This window comes from Nitrosopumilaceae archaeon, from assembly GCA_035631875.1.
Lineage (GTDB): Archaea > Thermoproteota > Nitrososphaeria > Nitrososphaerales > Nitrosopumilaceae > TA-20.
Window position 1 is genome coordinate 228,910 of record DASQHX010000010.1, and the last position, 18,861, is coordinate 247,770.

Annotated in this window: 23 protein-coding genes; 13 read left to right on the forward strand and 10 right to left on the reverse strand. The window is 36.5% G+C overall.

The features are described from left to right. Positions 1-16 precede the first annotated feature (16 nt). The 5 genes from VEU72_06285 (at position 17) to VEU72_06305 (ending at position 4,178) form a co-directional block, all read left to right on the forward strand. Positions 17-1,153: an NAD(P)/FAD-dependent oxidoreductase gene (locus tag VEU72_06285; protein ID HYL66744.1), complete on the forward strand. Its 1,137-nt coding sequence runs from the start codon at positions 17-19 to the stop codon at positions 1,151-1,153. Between the two features lie 106 nt (positions 1,154-1,259). After that, positions 1,260-1,388, forward strand: coding sequence for a zinc finger domain-containing protein (locus VEU72_06290; protein HYL66745.1), 129 nt, complete (start codon positions 1,260-1,262; stop codon positions 1,386-1,388). 4 nt (positions 1,389-1,392) lie between these two features. Beyond that, entirely contained in the window at positions 1,393-1,674 is a 282-nt protein-coding gene (locus VEU72_06295; protein HYL66746.1) for an elongation factor 1-beta, read from the forward strand. Positions 1,675-1,682: 8 nt separating this feature from the next. Next, positions 1,683-3,854, forward strand: coding sequence for a CDC48 family AAA ATPase (locus VEU72_06300; GenBank protein HYL66747.1), 2,172 nt, complete (start codon positions 1,683-1,685; stop codon positions 3,852-3,854). A gap of 3 nt (positions 3,855-3,857) precedes the next feature. Then, positions 3,858-4,178, forward strand: coding sequence for a hypothetical protein (locus VEU72_06305; GenBank protein HYL66748.1), 321 nt, complete (start codon positions 3,858-3,860; stop codon positions 4,176-4,178). 32 nt (positions 4,179-4,210) lie between these two features. Here VEU72_06305 and cyoE read toward each other — a convergent pair whose 3' ends face one another. Further along, positions 4,211-5,089: a heme o synthase gene (cyoE, locus tag VEU72_06310; protein HYL66749.1), complete on the reverse strand. Its 879-nt coding sequence runs from the start codon at positions 5,087-5,089 to the stop codon at positions 4,211-4,213. Between the two features lie 98 nt (positions 5,090-5,187). Here cyoE and VEU72_06315 point away from each other — a divergent pair, with 98 nt between their 5' ends. Beyond that, a complete protein-coding gene (locus VEU72_06315) occupies positions 5,188-6,300 on the forward strand; it encodes a plastocyanin/azurin family copper-binding protein (GenBank protein ID HYL66750.1) in 1,113 nt (370 codons plus the stop codon). Positions 6,301-6,302: 2 nt separating this feature from the next. After that, positions 6,303-6,710: a M67 family metallopeptidase gene (locus VEU72_06320; protein HYL66751.1), complete on the forward strand. Its 408-nt coding sequence runs from the start codon at positions 6,303-6,305 to the stop codon at positions 6,708-6,710. 146 nt (positions 6,711-6,856) lie between these two features. Here VEU72_06320 and VEU72_06325 read toward each other — a convergent pair whose 3' ends face one another. After that, positions 6,857-7,243, reverse strand: coding sequence for a cyclophilin-like family protein (locus VEU72_06325; protein ID HYL66752.1), 387 nt, complete (start codon positions 7,241-7,243; stop codon positions 6,857-6,859). Positions 7,244-7,296: 53 nt separating this feature from the next. Here VEU72_06325 and VEU72_06330 point away from each other — a divergent pair, with 53 nt between their 5' ends. Beyond that, the gene (locus VEU72_06330) at positions 7,297-7,554 is read left to right on the forward strand and encodes a DUF2024 family protein (protein HYL66753.1); all 258 of its coding nucleotides are present in this window, start codon (positions 7,297-7,299) and stop codon (positions 7,552-7,554) included. A 65-nt stretch (positions 7,555-7,619) separates the two neighbouring features. Further along, a complete protein-coding gene (locus VEU72_06335) occupies positions 7,620-7,814 on the forward strand; it encodes a hypothetical protein (protein ID HYL66754.1) in 195 nt (64 codons plus the stop codon). A gap of 7 nt (positions 7,815-7,821) precedes the next feature. Here VEU72_06335 and VEU72_06340 read toward each other — a convergent pair whose 3' ends face one another. The 4 genes from VEU72_06340 to VEU72_06355 form a co-directional block, all read right to left on the reverse strand. Beyond that, positions 7,822-9,855, reverse strand: a complete 2,034-nt coding sequence (locus VEU72_06340) for a sodium-translocating pyrophosphatase (protein ID HYL66755.1) — start codon at positions 9,853-9,855, stop codon at positions 7,822-7,824. A 56-nt stretch (positions 9,856-9,911) separates the two neighbouring features. Further along, positions 9,912-10,274 (reverse strand): hypothetical protein, encoded by a 363-nt coding sequence (locus VEU72_06345; protein HYL66756.1) that lies wholly within the window; start codon positions 10,272-10,274, stop codon positions 9,912-9,914. Positions 10,275-10,428: 154 nt separating this feature from the next. Beyond that, positions 10,429-10,923 (reverse strand): GTP-dependent dephospho-CoA kinase family protein, encoded by a 495-nt coding sequence (locus VEU72_06350; GenBank protein HYL66757.1) that lies wholly within the window; start codon positions 10,921-10,923, stop codon positions 10,429-10,431. A gap of 19 nt (positions 10,924-10,942) precedes the next feature. Further along, on the reverse strand, positions 10,943-12,028 hold the full coding sequence (locus VEU72_06355) for an Mrp/NBP35 family ATP-binding protein (protein ID HYL66758.1): 1,086 nt from the start codon (positions 12,026-12,028) through the stop codon (positions 10,943-10,945). A 98-nt stretch (positions 12,029-12,126) separates the two neighbouring features. Here VEU72_06355 and VEU72_06360 point away from each other — a divergent pair, with 98 nt between their 5' ends. The 3 genes from VEU72_06360 to nadC are packed head-to-tail and all read left to right on the forward strand — an operon-like array spanning position 12,127 to position 13,772. Beyond that, positions 12,127-12,747, forward strand: a complete 621-nt coding sequence (locus VEU72_06360) for a DNA-directed RNA polymerase (GenBank protein ID HYL66759.1) — start codon at positions 12,127-12,129, stop codon at positions 12,745-12,747. Between the two features lie 7 nt (positions 12,748-12,754). After that, on the forward strand, positions 12,755-12,943 hold the full coding sequence (spt4, locus tag VEU72_06365) for a transcription elongation factor subunit Spt4 (protein HYL66760.1): 189 nt from the start codon (positions 12,755-12,757) through the stop codon (positions 12,941-12,943). A gap of 1 nt (position 12,944) precedes the next feature. Next, entirely contained in the window at positions 12,945-13,772 is an 828-nt protein-coding gene (gene nadC, locus VEU72_06370; protein HYL66761.1) for a carboxylating nicotinate-nucleotide diphosphorylase, read from the forward strand. On the opposite strand, the gene nadA is transcribed toward nadC, so the two are convergent. The 3 genes from nadA to VEU72_06385 form a co-directional block, all read right to left on the reverse strand. Further along, positions 13,765-14,703, reverse strand: a complete 939-nt coding sequence (nadA, locus tag VEU72_06375) for a quinolinate synthase NadA (protein HYL66762.1) — start codon at positions 14,701-14,703, stop codon at positions 13,765-13,767. The genes nadC and nadA overlap by 8 nt on opposite strands. Before the next feature lie 94 nt (positions 14,704-14,797). Next, on the reverse strand, positions 14,798-15,616 hold the full coding sequence (locus VEU72_06380) for an aspartate dehydrogenase (GenBank protein ID HYL66763.1): 819 nt from the start codon (positions 15,614-15,616) through the stop codon (positions 14,798-14,800). Between the two features lie 118 nt (positions 15,617-15,734). Beyond that, complete coding sequence (locus tag VEU72_06385) at positions 15,735-16,142, reverse strand: hypothetical protein (protein HYL66764.1); 408 nt, start codon at positions 16,140-16,142, stop codon at positions 15,735-15,737. A 202-nt stretch (positions 16,143-16,344) separates the two neighbouring features. On the opposite strand from VEU72_06385, the gene VEU72_06390 reads away from it, so the two are divergent. Beyond that, positions 16,345-17,220 carry a proline dehydrogenase family protein gene (locus VEU72_06390; GenBank protein HYL66765.1) on the forward strand — a complete coding sequence of 292 codons (876 nt, stop codon included), beginning with the start codon at positions 16,345-16,347 and terminating at the stop codon, positions 17,218-17,220. Here the strand turns inward: VEU72_06390 and VEU72_06395 are convergent. Further along, positions 17,202-18,767: an aldehyde dehydrogenase family protein gene (locus VEU72_06395; GenBank protein HYL66766.1), complete on the reverse strand. Its 1,566-nt coding sequence runs from the start codon at positions 18,765-18,767 to the stop codon at positions 17,202-17,204. The two genes, VEU72_06390 and VEU72_06395, sit on opposite strands and share 19 nt — an antisense overlap. Positions 18,768-18,861: the final 94 nt, after the last annotated feature.

Genomic DNA, 18,861 nt, shown 5'->3' on the forward strand with positions numbered 1-18,861 from the left:
ATCAAATTAAAAAAGCATGGATTATGATGTCATAGTTGCAGGTGGCAGTGTATCTGGTCTTCTTTGTGCAAGAGAAATAGCAAGTCGAGGTCATAGCGTTTTAGTCATAGAGGAGGATTCAGAGATTGGAACACCTGAGCATTGTGGGGGTCTAGTCAGCATAATGGGAATAGATGAGCTTGGAGTAGTACCCATGAGAGCAACTCTTGATAACAAGATAAGATCAGCCACAGTTTTTTCACCTGCAAAAAAGAGTTTTTCATTGGATGCAAGATCTCAAAAAGTCATAGTTTTAGATAGACGTGAATTTGACAAACAAATTGCACATCAAGCACAAACCAATGGTGCAGAAATCCGTGTTAGATCATCGTTAAGAGAGATTTTTGACGATGGAATCAAAACTTCAGAGGGCTCATTAAAATGTAAAATTGTGGTTGATGCGCGAGGAGTCTCTTCACTTATTCAAAAAGACAGAACAGGAATATTGCAATCTGCACAGTATGAAGTGTATGCAGATTGGATTGAAAAGGACAGAATCGAAGTATATTTTGATCAAGAAAAATTCCCTGGTTTTTTTGCATGGATTATTCCTACCAGAAGAGATGAAGCCAAGGTAGGAGTGGCAGGAAAAGGCATCAATGCTGCTGTCGCTCTTGAGAGTTTTCTCAAAGAGAAAGGAAAACATTCAACGATAAGAAAGATCTATGCTCCAATTTGGATAAAAGGACCTATACAGAATTTTGTGTCAAAAAATATTATAACCATTGGGGATGCCGCTGGCCAATCAAAGCCTACCACTGCAGGAGGTATTTATTCATGCGGTCTTGGAGGTATATTTGCTGGAAGATCCATTTCTAAATTTTTAGAGTCTGGAAAATCATCTGATCTTCTTGAATATCAAAAAACATGGACTGATAAATTTGGTCAAGAGTTTGAACATATGCTTCTTGCACGAGGTCTTCTTGAAAGACTAGACAACAAATCAATTAACAAAATGTTTGAGTCCATAACACCAGAGATTGTAGAAGAAATATCAAAAGAAGGATCCTTTGATTTTCATACGATCTCACTTGCAAAGCTATTGGGTGTAAAAGGTTCAGTTAAGGCAGTACAGGCAATTTTAGGAAGCGAGTTTAGAAGACTTTTAACATGAGAAGAAATGCAAATGATAAGCAAGGTATAAATTCGGTTTTTTATGAGCTGTCAACATGTCATCATCTATTGCATTACCAGTATGCAGCTCATGTCATAGACCTATCATGCCTAATGATAAATGTGTCAAATTCAACTGCCCTAGCTGTGGTACAATACTAGTTTGGAGATGTGAGAGCTGTAGAGAATCTGCTAAAACCTATAAATGCAAATCCTGCAACTTTGATGGACCATAGAAAAATGGCACGTCTTTTACTTCGAGCAAAAATTCTTCCAACAGGTACAGAAACAGATCTAGATGGAGTTGCAAAAAACATCGCATCTACATTGAAAGATGGAATACAGCTTTCAAAATACACAAAAGAGCCATTAGCTTTTGGTCTCTACTTTATTAGCGCAGAATTTTCATTAGAAGATAAGGATGGGCAGATGGACTCACTTGAAAACACGGTCAGGGCAATAGAAGGAGTAGGAGAGTTTGAAGTCCTTGGAGCAAGTAGGGCATCTGTAGATGTAAAGTAGGTGTTTTTTTGGTACGTAAAGACGAACCACTTCAAATGCGTGTTGGCGAAGCAAAACAAAGAGATGTAGGAAAAAGACGAGCTCGTATAGAACCGGAAGCTATGGAATATTTACGGGTAGAACCTGGCGACATGGTAGAAATTGTTGGTAAAAGATCAAGTTGTGCAATAGTGTGGCCAACTGATGACGATAACAAAGCTCCAGACATGATTAGAATTGACGGTCAAACAAGAAAGAATGTAGGTATTGGAATTAATGATCTTGTTAATGTGAAAAAGATTGTAGCAAAACCTGCAAAAAGCGTGGTGCTCATGCCAGTAAATGGAAATGTTACAGTTGACAAGGAATTTACTGATTTTGTAAAAAACAGACTCAAAGGTCTACCACTTTCTGAAGGTGATGAAATTTCTGTAATGATTCTTGGTAACTCGATGGATTTTAAGATTCATAAAATATCACCAAAGACAGTTGTTAAGATAGAGCGTGCCACAATTCTTACAATTCTAACTGAGACATCAATTGATAAGAAATTACGAGTAACATATGAAGAGATAGGAGGATTAAAGACACAGACAAAAAGGATGAGAGAAATTGTTGAACTGCCATTACGACATCCCGAAGTGTTCCAAACATTTGGAATAGAACCACATAGCGGAATTTTGTTATACGGTCCACCAGGATGTGGAAAGACTTTGATTGCCAAAGTACTTGCTAGTGAATCAGAGGCAAATTTTTTCTCCATAAACGGACCTGAAATAATGAACAAGTATTATGGAGAAACAGAAGCACGACTCCGTGACATATTCAAAGAAGCAAAAGAAAATTCTCCAAGTGTAATATTTATTGATGAAATTGATGCTATTGCTCCAAAAAGAGAAGAAGCATATGGCGATGTAGAAAAAAGAGTGGTTGCACAGCTTTTAGCTTTAATGGACGGACTTACAGATAGAGGAAATGTCATTGTACTTGGTGCAACAAATAGACCAGAGAGTGTAGATCCAGCACTAAGAAGACCTGGAAGATTCGATAGAGAGATTGAAATTTCCGTACCAAATGTAGATGGAAGATTAGAGATACTTCACATTCACACTAGAGGAATGCCGCTTGATGAAGATGTAGATTTGAAAATACTTTCAGCAGAACTACACGGCTACACTGGAGCAGATATCAAATCATTATGTAGAGAAGCTGCAATGAAAGCACTTAGAAATTATTTACCAGAGATAGATATGGAGACAGAAAAAATTTCTGCCGAAATTTTACAATCAATGAGAATTCGTTTGCAAGACTTTTACGATGCAATGCATGAAATTGTGCCTACTGCCATGAGGGAATTCTATGTAGAAAGTCCAAAGATTTGGTGGAAAGATGTAGGCGGATTAGATGATGCAAAAAGAACATTACATGACAACTTGATTATGGCAATAAAAGAACCAACAAAATTCCAAAAAATGGGAATCAAACCTCCAAAGGGCGCATTACTTTATGGCCCACCAGGATGTGGAAAAACGCTTCTAGCAAGATCACTTGCAACTGAAGGTGGAGCTAACATGATCCTCGTGAGAGGTCCAGAAATTTTATCAAAATGGGTAGGAGAATCTGAAAAAGCAATTAGAGAGATATTCAGAAAAGCAAAAGCATCATCTCCATGTATTGTAATTTTTGATGAGCTTGATTCTTTTGCTAGAGCGAAATCTATGGAAGATGGCGGTGTCGGAGAGAGGCTTTTGAGTCAGCTTTTAACAGAGATGGAAGATGGTGGAGCATCCAGAGTTATTGTGCTTGGCATTTCAAACAGACCTGATTTGATAGATACCTCGCTTTTAAGACCTGGAAGATTAGATTTGATCTTGTTCATACCAGCTCCAGATGAAAAAGGTAGATTAGAGATAATCAAAATACTAACACGTACCATGCCTCTTTCTGGAGACGTAGATTTGAAAGAAATTGCTGTAGCAACAAAGAATTATAGTGGTGCAGACCTTGTTGCAATATGTAGAGAAGCTGCAGTACATGCAATGCAAAATGATTCTGCTAAGATAGGGAGCACAGATTTTGCGTCAGCATTAAAGCTTGTCAAACCTTCCATAACAAAAAGTGTAGATGAATGGTATGGTTCAATAAAAGAGAATATATCATACGCCATACCAAAACCAATCGATAAAACATTTTACGGTTAGAATATGACAATACCATTCAAAAATAAATTATATGAAATGATAAAGGAATCTGGATCCTTAACAGATTCGGAACTTTCAAAGTTGTTAATCAAGGGAGGAATTTCAATTCCAGAGGATGAATTCAATAAGACATTACTCAGTTTGGAAATTTATGGACTAGTCAAGGTAAGTTGGCTCACAAAAGAACAACGTCGAATAGAAATAGTAGAGAAAGAAAACGAGGTAGATGAAGTAGAGCAACAAAGTAGAGAAAAGTTAGAACGTGATTATGAAGCTGGATTTCCCGGTGTTGACCAAGAACAAGAGATCCCAGAAGAAGTATGAAATAATTTTACTAAATTTTAAAATAAATTATTTTATTTAAAAACTGGAAAGTGAAATGCTGCATCCAGTGCTATTCCAACAAATATTATTGTAAGATAAGGTGCAGTAACCTTGTATGCTTTCCAAGCAAACTCTGAAGTTGGTGTTTTCGTAAGTTTGTAATGATACACTAGCATCAGACCACCAGATATTGCAGCTATTACAAGATACACATAGCCTAGTCCAAATGCAACTAGTGCTAGAGAGTATGGTAACAAGATGGCAGTATTTACCAAAATATACTTTGATGTTCTTTGCATTCCAATTAAAACAGGAAGCATTGGAACCTTGGCTTCGGCATAATCATCTTTTATTTTCATTGCAAGACACCAAAAGTGGGACGGTGTCCAGACAAATACCAAAACTCCCACAAGAGCTCCTAGCATATCCATAGAACCAGTTGCGGCAGACCAACCTGCCATAGATGCTGCACTTCCCGCAAATCCACCGATGACAATATTTGAAGAATTTCTTCTCTTAAGCCATACAGTATAAACAATCACATAGAAAAATATTCCAAGTGCGATGAAAAATGTAGAAAGAGGGTTTAGAGTAAACCATGCAAAGATTACTGAAATTGAACTAACTATCAATCCATACAGCAAGACATTTTTTGCAGACATTCTTCCAGAAGGAATCGGTCTTGTGCTAGTTCGTTTCATCAAGGGATCAATGTCTTTATCATAATAGTGATTTAGGGCACTAGAGCCAGCAGAAGAAAGCGATCCAGCTATAATAATATACAAAAGACCCCAATAGTTTAGTGTAGGCCCTATCAATTTACTAGCAGCATACATTGATGTTATTGCCGTAATTACAAGGAGAATAATGATACGAGGTTTAGATATTTCCAGTACTTCTTTTAATCCCAATGTCTCTGTTAGCGGTTTTGCTGGGAATTTAATTTCTTCGAAGTTTGTCAATAGATACTCAAAAGGATTAATTATCTCACTAATTTGAAGTACCACAAATGAGTGACTGGGACCTAATGATGCCTGGCATGGGCCTCACTGCCATAGGCCTTGCCGGAGTTTTCTTGTCTTATCTTGGGATCGCAAACACATTCCTTACTGGAATGCAGGCGCTTTCAGGACTTACGATGTTCATTGGGCTGGTATTTTTATCAGCTGGAATCCTAAGTGGCGGAGTATCAACAAGCAATCGTGCTAAAGCGACAACTTTGGTTATTTTTGGCATATCTGGTTCCGTTGGCGCATTTGCCCTAAGTCAGAATACCAATGTTACATCATTACCAAGATTTGTCGGAGTTTTACTTATCATAATCATACCTACAGTTGTCATAGCATTTACTGCAATGAGGATGTCACAATACCTTAAACCAATATCTGTGATATTTTTATTGGCCATGGGAGTAGGAATTGTTTCATACAGCGCATTAGGATTCATAGGGCCTGGAGCTCAATTTTCATTACAACCAACCACGGTACAAACTGAGACAGTAACAAATGCTGCGCCCGCTTCAAACGTACCCATAGTACCAGTAGAGATACTTGTGAATGCATCAATCAAAGGCAATCCTAACTATAAACCTGATATCGTTACAGCGGAAAAAGGAAACATAATTGAATGGACAAATAATGACAATGTTCCACATACAGTAACAAGTGCATCTGATGCAGGTGCAACATTTGATTCAAGTTTAATAACAAAGGGAGGAGGAACGTATCAACTTGATACCTCAAAATTAAATGGAACGGAATATGATTACATGTGCACCATACATCCCTTTATGACTGGCAAGATAACGATCACTGCATCACAAAAACCAATTATTGCAAATGTAACAATTTCTACCGGTGCATCAACACAAAGTGCTGGACAGAAATATTTTGATCCAGCGCAGATTTCAGCAAAGGTTGGTACCACAGTAGTTTGGACAAACAAAGATTCAGCATCACACACTGTAACAAGTGGAACCCCAAGTGCAGGTCCATCAGGAACATTTGACTCTGGATTAATAAAAGCTGGCAACACATTTCAATACAAATTTAGTTCTGCAGGTACAACAGAATATTACTGCACAATACATCCTTGGATGATGGGAAAAGTTACAGCAGGATAAACTTGCAAAAAAGCTTGGAGCTTTTACAAAATCATATAGAACTTCTTACCAATCATGCAAAAAAAAATATTCCAAATGAATCATGCGCAATTTTATTTGGCAAAATTGAAAATGAAACCTTTGATGTAAAAGATGTTTTTTTGACAAAAAATGTAGAAAATTCACCAGTCAACTTTTCAATATCTAATGATGAATTACTAGAAGCTTACAATGAAGCAGAAAAAAGAAAACTAGAAGTAATTGGAATTTTCCATTCTCATCCAGACTCTATGGCATATCCATCTTTAACAGACAAGAGATACATGGCAATAAATCCGGTTCCATGGGTCATATTCTCCAACAAAAATAAGGAGTTCAAGGCATATATTTTTGAATCAGAAATTGTATCCATACCATTAGAAATAAAGTAGAATTATTTGTGAATGATTTTTTTGTGCCTTTCCAAGTGTTCTTTATCGAAAAATGTAGCATCGCATTCTTTGCATTTGAGTTGAGTTTTAAAGCCCCACAATCACTAGTATATACGATCAGGTTGCGTAAAAGGATACCTAATAGTTTAGAGTCTAAAAGTTACCATCATACCATCAGATACATTTTTTAGAAATTTCTTATCAGTATTCTTGATTTTTCCTATTACATTTACAGGTGAATATGGTTTGATCTCGTCTTTTTTGCCTATGGTGGTGGGCCCAAAAAAAAGACATATTGCTTTTCCTGAGGGCCAATATGCTACATCCATTAAATCTACCAAGGGTTTTGCATTCTCTGCACCTACCACAATAGGAGTTTCATTAGTGTAGAGTTCCTCTCCCCAAGACTGTATTTCCACATCAAGTGGCAGACATTTAAGAAAAGAAGATACTGTTTCTGGGGCTAGTTCGTCATCTATTTCTAAATCTATGGTCTTTATTTTCGGAATATTCAGTGTAACCTTATGGATCAACAGCCGATCTTGTGTGATTTAGATTAAATATCCCTTCTCAGAATTGTCAAAATATGGACATTCACGTATACGATACATATGTAGAGGCCAAGGACGGCCACACCATGCACTTTGATGTTATTACAGATGTCAAAGACCACAAAAAGGCCATAGAGTATGCAAAGCAATGGCTAAAATCAGTTGGAGAGTCAGATGCAGCTGTTTCAACAGAAGAATGCCAATTTTGCCACACTCAAGGAGCTCCAGAACCAATAGCAGAACAAATCCGTAAAAATGGATATTTCATCCAAAAGATGGAAGGCTGCCCATAATTCTTTTTTAATTTTTTAACTTTTTCTGACAAAGTCTTTTTAGAACAGTCACATAAGTGAGAAACATGGACAAACCTAAAGTCACGTACAATAGATTAACCGTAGAAGGAGAGATACGAACTCAATGGATATGTGGTTGCTTTGAGACATTGGATGGATTCTTCAAATTCTGTCCGGATCACAACAATGCCATGAGAAAATCAATCGAGGCCCAAATAGATGAGCTTGACATGACACTTGTTGTTGATGACAAAAAATAAGATTAATCTACAGAATAAAAATACCAACAAACGCAGATACGAAAACTATCGCCACAGTGTTTAACAATTTAATGACAGTGTTTAGTGCAGGTCCTGCAGTATCCTTGTAAGGGTCTCCAATTATATCACCAACTATTGCGATCTTGTGTTCTTCGGTTCCTTTTTGTTTGTTAATTTCCATATACTTTTTGGCATTATCCCACGCACCACCAGTATTTGCCAAATGGAAGGCCAAGAAAATTCCTGTAATTACTGCACCCATTAAAAGTCCAACCACTGCAGAGGGTCCCAAAACAATACCAAGTATTATTGGAGCTGCAATTGTTATTGTTGCAGATTTCCAAAGCTCACGTAGTGAAGCTACTGTTGCAACATCTACACATTTTGCATAATCAGGTTTTGTTTTGCCTGTCAGAATGTCCGGAGTTTCTTTGAATTGTCGTCTTACTTCTTCTACCATCTTAGAGGCGGCCCTTGCTACCGCAGAAATAAGCTGACTTGTAATAAAGAATGGTAGTAGACCACCTACAAGCAATCCAATAACAACTGCTGGATTTGAAAGACTGTAATCAAAAACATGATGAAATACTTTTCCTGCCTCATATTGAAATGCTTGAATCATAGCCAGTGCCGCCAGACCTGCACTTGCAATTGCAAAACCTTTAGTCACTGCCTTTGTAGTATTTCCTACTGCATCAATTTCGTCTGTGACTTTGCGGTTTTCTTCTCCCATACTTGTCATTTCTACAATTCCACCGGCGTTATCACTGATAGGACCAAATGCGTCAATACTCAATACAATTCCTGCAAGGCTTAGCATTGCCATAGCTGTAAGTGAAGTACCAAAGATCCCATAAAGTGTAGATTGTGTAGGATCTGGTGCTGCAGATGATGCCAGTACATATGATGTAGCTAGAGCAACAACAATGGCAATCATAAAGGGACCTGTTGAGCGCATTCCTTGTATTATTCCCATTAGTGTAAGCGATGCATATCCCCATTTTGCAGAAGCAGCAATTTCTTGTACAGGTTTGAATCTGTAGCTTGTAAAGTAGTCGGTAATTCTCTGTATTACTGGAACTAGAATAACTCCTATCACTGTACTACCAAACAGTGCATAGGCAATCTGTGTATGACCAAGGAAAAGATATGTAAAAACAAAATTAAGTGCAATAGCTATTGCAGCAGAAACATAAAATGCATTGGCAAGTGGTTTGTTTACATCTGTCATTTTTCTAGGTGTTATAGTTGCAATACCAATTATAGATGCAAATAATCCTGAAGCACCAATTAACATTGGATAAAACAAGTTTTGTGGAGTTCCAATCAATCCTGCAATCAGTAACGATGCAAGCATAGTTACAATATATGATTCATAGATATCAGAACCCATTCCAGCTGCGTCTCCTACATTGTCTCCTACGTTATCAGCAATCGTTGCTGGGTTTCGTGGGTCATCTTCTGGAATATTTGCTTCTACTTTTCCTACCAGATCTGCGCCCATATCTGCAGCCTTTGTGAAAATGCCACCACCAACTCTGATAAACAAGGCAATCAAACTAGCGCCTATACCAACTCCTGCAATTGTGATAGGATTAGGAAATGCAAAATAGAGTAAACTCATGCCCAAAAGAGCCATAGCAGGTACAGCAAGACCTACTGTTGCTCCGCCTCTAAATGCAAGTGCAAAGGTATGCCCAAGTCCTTTTCCAGATGCGTTTGCAGCTCTAACCGCTGCTTTTACTGTGATTTTAAGTGCGATCAATCCCGCAATAGCAGAAAGTCCAGCACCAACTGCAAAAGCAATACCGTTAGTAGATCCAATTGCAGCACCAATCAAGACTGCAAGACCTATAGCTATAGGAATAACAATTCTAAACTCTCTTCTCAAAAATGCCATTGCACCTACCCCTACTGCATTTGAAATATCTAGCATCTGCTGTGTTCCAGGTTTTTGTTTAGATACCCACGCTGCCAGGATTGTGGCAATGATAAAAGCGATAACTGACGCACCAACAGGAATCATTTCTTTGAGCGTCATTTACTAGATTTTTGCCTATTTGCGGTAAATATAAACCATATTAGAACGCAAAATATCTATTTTCTTTTCTTGTATGGTGCAAACGTTTTACCTGCAAGTCCTTGTCTTACTAGTTTGTTGAATCTTTTACCGTGGCTAAGATATGGGAACCGCATGTGGATCAATTCATGTACAATTGTATTTTCTAGAGTTTTTTCATCTGGCATTTTTCTAACATTTACAAAAATCATGTTGTGTTGCATATAGGAAACGCCATAATATTTGTACGCAGAGGTTCGTCTTCCTTCAGTCATTTCTTTTGGCACCTCAAGTACCTCTTTAGTAGTAAAAAGTACTCTTGGTTCTTGTATTCCAAACCTGTTTGCATAAATTCCAGTCTTTTCTAGAATTTTAAATCTCAGATTAGAATCAATCTTCATGACATGTAGTGTTTTAGTGAATGTTTAATTTCAGTTGTCAATTGTTCTGTTTGAACTAGTTTATTTTTTCTATTTTACCACGAAAATAGTTATCAGGGTCAGAACTTGTGTAGCTTAATCATTTATCATACAGCCACCGTGTCATCATTCCCCTCTATCTCATAGAATTCATGATAGATTGAGCTTTATTTCTCATCTCTACATTTACTGGTACAATTACAAGTCCTTCATTTGGCTGGCCATACAAAACTATCGAGTTTTCAGGTGCATACACCACTACAGGTAAAACCAACAAGTCTTCTTCGCCATTAACAGTAATCCTTACCGGTTTTGTAGACTGGAATGCTTTTTTTATTGTCTTTACACTTTCGATTGTAATTTCTGCAGGAGGATTGTTACAATTCAAAGTAGTTTTTATATTTCCAGATGGCATTTCTCTTTTAACTCTCTTTTCTACACCATCTACAATTTGCAACGATGGCACTATTTCATACTTGATTAATTTTTCAGTTGTTGCATCGCCAACTGAAATTACAAATGATCCCAGCGGAATATTTTTCAAAATACTCTCTTTAGTTATATCAGAATCTTTAAGCAAGACTCCTAATGGTTTTTTTAGTTTGTCTCGTAGGTTTTCTGGAAGATGCACAAGATATCTTTGTTTTAAACTATTTTTGTGTAGCTACTTCGGCTTTTATTTCCTCATTTAACTGGGATGCCAATATACTGCATCTTGCTGCAACATTTTTTGCAACATTAGTAAATGCAGATGCGTGTGCAGATTTTGGATCTGTCACTAGCACTGGCCTGCCTGAATCAGAACCTTCCATGATTCCAGGATTAAGTGGAATCTCACCTAGGAATGGAATACCATATTTTTCACTGATTTTTCTTGCCCCTCCCCTTCCAAAAACGTAATGATCTTTTTTACAATCTGGGCATTTGAAATAACTCATGTTTTCTATAATACCAATAATTGGAACGTTTAGTTTTTGAAACATGCCAAATGCCTTTACAGCAACATTACTTGCAACATCTTGCGGTGTTGTAACCACAAGTATTCCAGTAATTGGAATAGTTTGAGCCAGTGTTAGTGGGATATCTCCAGTACCTGGAGGAAGATCAACTATAAGATAATCCAAATCACTCCAATTAGTATCAACAAGGAACTGCTTGACAATTCCTGAAATTATAGGTCCTCTGTAAATTGCTGCTTGATGATCTTGTTCAGCAAAAAATCCAAACGAAACTACTTTGAGTCCATTGGATTCAGCTGGTTGTAGCTTGTTGTTTTCAACTTCCATTACAGCTTTTCCCATTCCAAGCATCAATGGAACGCTAGGTCCGTAAATGTCTGCATCAAGCAATCCAACTTTTGCACCAGACTGTGCCAATGCTAGTGCGAGGTTAACTGAAACCGTTGTCTTACCTACTCCGCCTTTACCACTTGCTACACCAATGATGTTTTTTACAGTTGGCATCATTTCATCCATGCTTAGTGCACGGCCTTCCATTACTTTGGCAGTTACCTTCAGATCAAGTTTTAAATTTCCTAGTGTACTTACTGCTTTTCTAACATCCTCTTCTATTTGATCATTAAATGGACATGCTGGAGTTGTAAGTTCAAGAGTAAATTTTAGATCGTTGGTGTTGATTTCTAGATCTTTAATCATGCCCATAGAAACAATGTCTTTTTTTAGATCAGGATCAATTACCGTGCTTAGGGTTCTAAGTACATCGTCTACTGATACCATAAATTGAAAAAGTCCAAATACGATATTTAAACATAGGCAAAAATGCTCAATTTTATCATCCAAAGATTCATAAATTGAAATTTTATTAAATTTCTTAGATGTTTTCTATATCTACACTTACTGACGTAGTTAGAATTCCGCCTAAATTGTTTGGGGAATCTCTCAAAAAAGCAGCAACTACCATACTTAGGGAAAAATACGAGAGTATGATAAATCCTGAACTTGGTTATGTAATTATGATTTTAGATACCAAAGTTGAAAAAATGGGAAAGATTGTTTCTGGCGATGGTGGTACATATCACAAAGTTGAATTTACAGCTTTGACATTCTATCCGAAACTTCAAGAAATTGTTAGAGGAGAGATTGTTGAGATTACAGACTTTGGCGCATTTGTAAGAATTGGTGCAACTGACGCGTTGCTACATCTTTCACAAATTATGGATGATTATCTAAAAAGCGATGTAAAATCTGGTTTGATACTTGCTAATCAAAGTGGAAGAACAATGAGAATTGGTACTACCCTTCGTGCAAGAATAACTGCAGTTTCTCTTGGAAAAACTGCAGCTATGAAAATAGGTATTACATGCAGACAGCCTTTCCTTGGTGCAGACGAGTGGATAGAAGAAGAGATAAAGAAAGCAAAATCTCCAGCAGCTCAAACTGAAAAAGCTAAAACTCCACCGGCAGAAAAAGCCAAGAAAGTTGTAGAAGCAAAGTGAAATTAATATGGTAAAAGAAATGGCATGTAGAAAATGTAAATTTGTAACAGTAGGTAAAGTATGCCCTAATTGCAAATCAGCAGACCTGACGCCAGATTGGCGCGGTTCTATTCTTATAGTTGATCCAGCTACATCGGTAGTTGCAAAAACTTTGGGAATAACAGTGATGGGCAAGTATGCTCTAAAGGTAACCTAGATTGCACATACGTGCAAGAAAAGCGCTTGATAATTTTTTAGATGAAGATATTGGAAAAGGAGACATTACAAGTAATCTTTTACCAAGAAAAAAAATCACTGCAAGTATAATTTCAAGACAAGAAGGAGTAGTAGCTGGAGTACAATATGTAAAATACTTCTTTGTCTCAAGAGGATGTAAAGTAAAAATTCTAAAAAAAGATGGTTCAAAAATTAAACCAAACCAGAAAATAATAATTATATCAGGTTTTGCTCACACCATATTATCATGTGAGAGAACCGCGCTTAACCTATTATCCAGAATGAGTGGAATTGCAACTCAAACCAATCATCTTGTAAACAAAATAAAAAAGACAAATCCAAAAGTAAAACTTTATTCCACAAGAAAAACAGCACCTGGATTACGTTTGTTTGATAAGGACGCAGTAGAAATTGGTGGAGGCAATAGACATAGGATGTCACTTGATCAGATGATTATGATAAAGGATAATCATCTTGCAGTTTCTGATTCTGTTTGGGAGTTGGTTCAAAAGGCACGTAAAAAATACAAAATAGTTGAAGTTGAAGTTGAAGGCCTAAATGATGCAATTCTTGCTGCAAAAGCGGGAGCATCCATAATAATGTTAGATAACCGCTCACCAAATGAAATTTCAAAAATTATCAACATTCTAAAAAAATTACACCTAAGAGACAAAATACGAATTGAAGCTTCAGGAGGTATTGATTCTACTAACATTCAATCATATGCAAAAACAGGTGTTGATATGATATCAGTTGGAAAAATTACTAGTTCTGCACCAGGATTAGATTTGAGTTTAGAAGTTAACTGATTGCAAGCATTCTTTCAATTGCAAGTTGTGCTTTTTGAGCAATATTTTTTGGAACCTTAACTTCATATTTTTCTTCTTTTATGGAAGCATATACCTTGTCAAGAGTTATCATCTTCATGTATTTACATACGGCATTTTCTGATATAGGAATGAATTCTTTATCTGGATTTTGTTTTCTCATTCTGTATAATATTCCTGTCTCTGTTGCAACAACAAACTTCTTCGAAGAAGAATCCTTTGCGTGGTTCATCATTCCTTCAGTAGACAGAATTTGAACCTGTCTGTTTCCATAGTCTCCTGATGCAACATCATACATAACTGATGAAGTGCAGCTACATTCTGGGTGTATTAGAAATTCAGCATTGGCATACTGATTTAGTTTTTCTTGTACATCCTGTGATCTTATACCTGCATGAACGTGACATTCTCCTGCCCAGATAAACATGTTATTTCTATTTGTCATCTTTGCAACATATGATCCTAGGAACATATCTGGCAAAAATAGAACTTCTTTATTTTCCGGAATTGATTTCACAACATTTACTGCGTTAGATGATGTACAGCAATAATCAAGCTCAGATTTTACTTCGGCAGTTGTATTCACATAACCTACCGTTATTGCCCCTGGATGTTCGTTTTTCCATTTTCGCAATTGATCTGCAGTTATTGTATCAGATAATGAACAACCAGCAGCCAGATCGGGTATGAGTACTTTTTTGTCTGGACAAGTTATAGCAGCGGTTTCTGCCATAAAGTGTACACCACAAAATAAAATTGTTTTTTGTGTTGCTTTTGCAGCTTGTCTTGATAATCCTAAAGAATCCCCTACGTAATCTGCAATATCCTGTACTTCAGGGAGTTGATAGTTATGAGCTAAAATAAGAACATCTTTTTCTTTTTTAAGCTTCAAGATTTCTGATTTTAAATTCATTTGACCAAAATAAATTGGAGATTTTTATCATTTAAAGGATAAGGTCTATGACATATTTGAGGGCATGTTGTGATATGATGGCAATATTTGCCATTTATGTTCCAATTCTAATATCATCTTGACATACCGCTCTTAGGCATTCTATTGCAGACAAAATTGCAAGCCTACTTGTTTTTGGGTTACTAGTACTGGGCATATTTTCCACCTTGATTGAGAACTTGCCAAATTTGCCTTGAGCTACTATCTCATGAGTGTTTTTGTCAGTATTTGGGTCTGCAATTATTCTTACTTTTGTGTTTAAACTTCCAAGTCCAGTCAAGCTAAGAAGAGCTGCCACGTTAATATTGGCAGGAAAGAGTCGAACCGCTTCTTGTGCTGTACCTTCAAAAATTGTTGTAGATTCTTTAATATTTTCAATATCAAGTTTCGAAGTTTCAAAGAATTTTGCTCCTTTTAATGATCTTGGACTTTTTGTCGTAACTAATGTAATTGATTCTAATTCATCTTTTACAGAGCGTATACCATCTAGACCCAAAATTGCTCCAGATGGAAGATAGATTGATCTTTTGAAATCCTTACAACCTTCAACTATAATATCTAAAATGGACTCGTCCAAAAGTGCACCAACGCTCATGATCATCAAATCTTTTCTGTTTTGTAGTATACTTAGTGCATTATCCCTAACTGCATCTTGGGATGCCGCTTCTACAATGATATCAGTTGGTGCAGCAGCAAGTAAACCTACATTTTCAGTGATCTCAGGTTTGTCCTTTAGTTTTGTTACTAGTAATTTTGAGGCATCTTTAGAAAAATCAAAAACATGGGTTAGTTTGGCTGGAATCTTTCCTGAATCAATTGCCAAGGCAATTTCAGTACCAATTGCACCACATCCCAAAAGTCCGATTCTTTTCAAGATAATCAATCTTATAATGAACCCTTGTTAAAGCTATTAGTAATAGGAAAAATAATCCTGCATAAACGAGATTAATACATAAATTGAATTTACTTTATGCGTTTCTTGGAATTTGAATCTATGATGGAACTGTATTATCTTTTTGTATTACTGGTCTTATCTTGAGTAACACTATGCACAATCCTATGAATACTACTTGAGCAACCTCTAAAAGAAGTGTCATTCCGCCAAGCCCTCTACCATGAGTCAGACCGTTGACATGTGTAGAAAACCACAATACTACCAAGACAGCAGTTCCCCCAATTCCGACATATTGCCATGTCTTATTCCATCCCTTGATTACAGGTAACGCCCAGAATACTTGCAATATTCCACCTACAAGAAATAGTATTCCCTGCCCTATTTCATCAGAAAGGGAATGAGGCGTTAGCAGTATGTGAATTATTCCTGCAACAACAGTAGTAGCAGCTGTAACATAAACAAGTGGAATAATTTTTGCTCTATCCGATTGTACGGTTTTACTCATATTCAAAACAAGATTCTAAAACTGGTTATAATGTATTAGGCAACAAAGTTCTTGAAAGATATAATATAAGAGGATTAAATCCTGTAAGACCCATATACCATATGATTCCATTCTAGACGCGTTAGGGAAATTTCTCAATTAACAAACCTAAATTAGAAATATTATGAAATTAATTAGATATAGTGAAAGGAAGGTCAATGAATTGAAACAAGCAGAATCAGGATTAATGGAGAGATTTCTCTTCAGAATAGCTAAACAGTGGATAGCTGGTGATACCATGGAGCAAGCATTGGAATCAGCACGCCTTGCAAACAAGCACGGTATGAATGCAATAATCAACAAACTTGGAGAACATATGACTTCGAAAAATCAAATCGAGAACACCGTATCAGAATATCTTGTTCTTGTTGCTAATTTACATAAATCCAAAGTAGAAGGTGGTATATCGATCAAACCCACCCAGATAGGATTATCAAAAAATAAAAACGAGTGCACTGAAAACTTTAGCAAAATAATAGAAAAAGCATCGTTATCACAATCCTTTGTCTGGATTGACATGGAATCATCTGAACATACTGATGATACCATTGTAATCTATGATGAATTATTTGACAAATATGAAAGATTAGGTATAGCTCTTCAGGCAAATCTAAAGCGAACATCAAAAGATTTGGCGGATCTACTAAAAAAAGGAGCAAAAGTCCGTCTAGTAAAAGGAGCATATCATGAAGATAAGAAAACTGCTTTTCAGACAAGAAAAGAGGTTGATGAAAATTATAAGAAATTAATGGAAATGCTTTTTGCCAATGGCAATGAATTTGGTATTGCAACACATGATTCTAAATTAATTGATGAGGCAATACAACTGTACAAAACTCATGAGAGAAAATTTGAGTTCCAAATGCTTAAGGGAATACGAGATGAAATAAAACCAATTCTTGTAAAAAAGGGATTTTTGGTATCAGAGTACATTCCATATGGAACAAACTGGCTTCCATATTCTATTAGAAGACTAAAGGAAAGAAAGCGAAACATTTTGCTGTTGGGAAGTTCCTTTATTCATTCACATCGAGTTTGAGTCTGCTCTCTCATAAATTGAAGAAGATAGTATTCCCCTCCAGCCCCTTTACCTGAAATTCCAGATTCTTTCCAGCCTACAAATGGTTGGGCTCCAACCATTGCACCTGTGGTTGCACTTGCAGCTCTATTTGCATAAGTTACACCAGCTTCGATTTTTTCAAAGAATGTCTCAATTTCTTTCTGATCTTTGCTAAATATCCCAGCAGTAAGACCATAATTGGTTTTATTTACCATCTTTATCCCTTCGTCAAAGCTATCAAACAGAATAACACAGACAAATGGTAAAAACAATTCTTCTGTTATCAGATAATGTCCTTGTGGAAGGTCAGTAACTATCGTAGGCTCTACAAAGTATCCGTGTTGACAATCTAAATCTTTTAGAACCGAACCACCAAATACAACCTTTCCATCTTTTTTTGCAATCTCCGATGCTCTTTGAAATTTGTTTATTGCATCTTCATTGATGACTGGTCCCATGAAAACATCTTTTTGCCAAGGATAACCTATTTTGATGGATTTTGTTTTTGATACTAGTTTTTCCATAAACTGATTTGCAATATTTTTTTGCACATAAACTCTGGAACAGGCACTACACTTTTGTCCTCCATATCCAAATGATGCACGTAAAACTCCTTCTGAAGCTTTTTCAAGATCTGCTGATTCTGTAATTATTGTAGGATTCTTTCCTCCCATTTCAGAAATAAATGGTCGCGGTTGTTTCTTGACAAAAGATTGAAAGCCTGACATTCCAACTTCTTTTGAGCCAGTAAAAGCAATTCCATCAACAAGAGGGCTTTCAAGTATTGTTTTACCTACAACACTTCCTGCACCAGTAACAAAATTCAGAGCTGCCGGAGGAAGCTTGTGATAGATTGATTCTACAAATTTGAATGCTGAAAGTGGAGTATCACTAGATGGTTTGAGAACTGCAGAATTGCCTGTAATGAGAGCGCCCGTAGTCATTCCGATTGCAATAGCAGATGGAAAATTAAATGGAGATATTATTCCCCAAAGACCGTATGGTTTGAGTACGCTTTGTGTTTTTTCATTTGGATTGGCGCTCTTTGTTTCCTTAGAAAAGCCTTGATTTGATTCAAGTTGTTCCGCATAAAATCTAAGAAAATCAACTGCTTCATCTACATCACCCATAGCTTCAAGGCGATTTTTACCGTTTTCAAATGTCATTATAGCAGCAAGCTGGAATTTATCAGAAGACAAAGTTTTAGCACATTCTCTAAAGATTTCAACTCTTTTTTGATAAGATACTTGACTCCATCTTGAAAAGGCATCCTTTGCTGAGTCTATAGCGTGAAGCGCATCTTCTTTTGTTGCCAGCGGAAAATTTGCAATAACAATCCTGGTATCAGCTGGAGATCGTACTTGAAATTGATTATCAGAGTAAATTTCTTTTCCTCCTATTATCATTGGGTATTTTTTACCAAAATCTTTTTTTACTGCATCAATTGCTTGATCAAATTTCTCGTTGAATTCATCAGTTGAGTTATTTAATACTGCACTAGCCCAAGTTTTTTCATTTTCAAACACGGCAATCTTATGTACCTGTGCAATAAATTAGCTCCTAATTTTTTTAGCCATAAATGAAAATAGCAGGATGTTGTAAAATACTATACATGCGTAA